At 73.3% G+C, this 2,116-nt stretch carries 1 protein-coding gene; it reads right to left on the bottom strand.

Annotation, left to right across the window (positions count from 1 at the left end; genetic code table 11):
• Positions 1-130: 130 nt before the first annotated feature.
• Positions 131-2,116: murein biosynthesis integral membrane protein MurJ (murJ, locus tag H5J29_RS30245; RefSeq protein ID WP_312858477.1), on the bottom strand; the 1,986-nt coding region annotated here is incomplete at its 5' end.

Here is a 2,116-nt window from a genome sequence, read left to right as displayed (position 1 = left end):
ACGCGGCCGCGGACCTCTCCGACGACCCGGACGACTGACCTGTGCGCGGCGATAGTCGCTCCAGCGACTATCGCCACTCACGACCGACGGGCCCGCCTCCCACGACCGGGGGACGGGCCCGTCGCCGTTCTCAGAAGGGGAGGCGGCGCCAGAGGGGGTCGAGCTCGCGGACCTTCAGCATCCGCATGAGCGCCAGCATCACCGGGCCGCCGACGACCACCCCGGCGACCAGGACGAGCCAGGCGGTGCCCGCCGTCGTCCCCAGCCAGGCCTGCAGCCCGGCGCCGACGAGGTAGGCCACGATCCCGCCGACCAGGGAGGCGACGAGCGTGCGCCAGAGCGTGGAGAGCACCTCGCGGCTGCGGACGTGCCCCAGCCGTCGCGCGATCACCCACTGCCCCAGGATCGCGCCCACCACGAACGACAGGCTGTTCGCCGCGACGAGCCCCAGCACGACGTCCTCCGGCGCCAGCAGCACCGGGGAGAGCAGCAACAACGGGATCTTGACGACGACGATCGCGACCATGATCAAGGTCGGCGTCCGGCTGTCCGTCATCGCGTAGAAGACCCGCAGCTGCAGCAGGGTGATCGCGTACGGCAGGAGCCCGAAGGCCGACCACGCGAGCGCGGTGCCGAGCTTCGCCGCGCCGCCGCCCGCGTTGCCCGCGCCGAGTGAGAACAGCGCGATCCCGACCTCCGTGCCGAGGAAGGTCAGCAGGGCCGAGATCGGGACGAGGAAGACCGTCGAGAGCCTGCTGCCGAGCGAGAGGTCGGAGACGACGGCGTCGAACCGGTTCTCCGCCGCCGCCCGGCTCATCCGGGGCATCAGGGCGGTGAGCAGCGAGACCCCGAGGACGCCGTACGGGACCTGCAGGAGCAGCCAGGCGTTCGAGTAGATGGCGTAGGCGCCCGGGTCAGCGGCGGTCGCGACCCGGGTGGTGACGATCAGCCCGGCCTGTCCCACCAGCACGTACGCGACGACCCACAACGCCAGCCCGCCCGCCGACGACAGCCGTGGGTCCCAGCCCCACAGGGGCTTGAGCGACACCCCGGCGCGGCGGATGGCGGGCAGCAGCACGAGGGCCTGGACCGCGATGCCGAGTGTGGTCCCCAGGCCCAGGACCAGCAGTTTCGTGTCCCCCATCCGCACCGGGTCGAGGCTGATCTCACCCGGTACCAGGACGTACACGACCAGCACGCCGAACATCACGACGTTGTTCAGCACCGGGGCCCACGCGAACGCCGCGAACCGGCCCTTGCTGTTGAGGATCGCGCCGAACAGCGCCCCGATGCCGTAGAAGAAGATCTCCGGCAGCAGCAGCACGGCGAACGCGGTGGTCAGCTCGGGGTTGGCGGTCTCCGTGGTCGCGCTGCCCACGTAGAGGCTGACCAACGGGCCCGCGGCGAGTACCGCGACCAGGGTCGCCACCAGCAACGCGGTGCCCGCCATCGTGAGGAGCCGACGGGTGTAGGCCTCGCCGCCGTCCGCGTCCTCGGACTGGGCGCGGACCAGCAGCGGGATCATGACGCTGGTCAGCACGCCGCCGATGAGGAACTCGTAGACGATGTTCGGCAGCGTGTTGGCCACCGTGTAGGAGCTGTTGACCAGGCCGAACGACAGCACCGCGACCAAGGCGATCTGCCGCAGGAAGCCCGTCACCCGGCTCGCCAGGTTCGCGACGGCCATCATCGAGCTCGACCGCAGCAGGGACGGGGCCTTCGGTGCGGGCTCCGGCTCCGGCTTGCCGAGGTCGACCGTGACCGGGTCGAGGATCTCGGTCGGCCGGTCGAGCGGGGCCATCAGCTCGGTGGGGTCGTCGAAGTTGCCGCCCGGGACCCGCTGCCACGGCGGCGGCACGGGTCGGCGGTCCGGCCCGGGGCTCACGGCGCTCGGGCGTGGGGGTGGTCCGGGGCGGGGCCCGGGTTGCGGGCTGCCGGGGCGACGACCGGGGGGCTGCTCGGGCCTGCCGCCCGGCGGTCCCCACCCCTGGTAGCGGGACCGGTCCGGGGGGCGGCCGCCGCTGCGGGACGCCGGGGGTCCGGGCCCGCCGGGCAGCGGCGCTCCCGGCAGGCCCGGACCCCCGGCGTCCCGCAGCGGCGGGGCGAGGTCGTCGGC

Source organism: Pseudonocardia pini, from assembly GCF_013870575.1.
In the GTDB taxonomy this organism is placed as follows: Bacteria; Actinomycetota; Actinomycetes; order Mycobacteriales; family Pseudonocardiaceae; genus Pseudonocardia; species Pseudonocardia pini.
The sequence above is the reverse complement of the archived record's forward strand: the minus strand, read 5'-3'. Positions and strand labels throughout refer to the sequence as shown.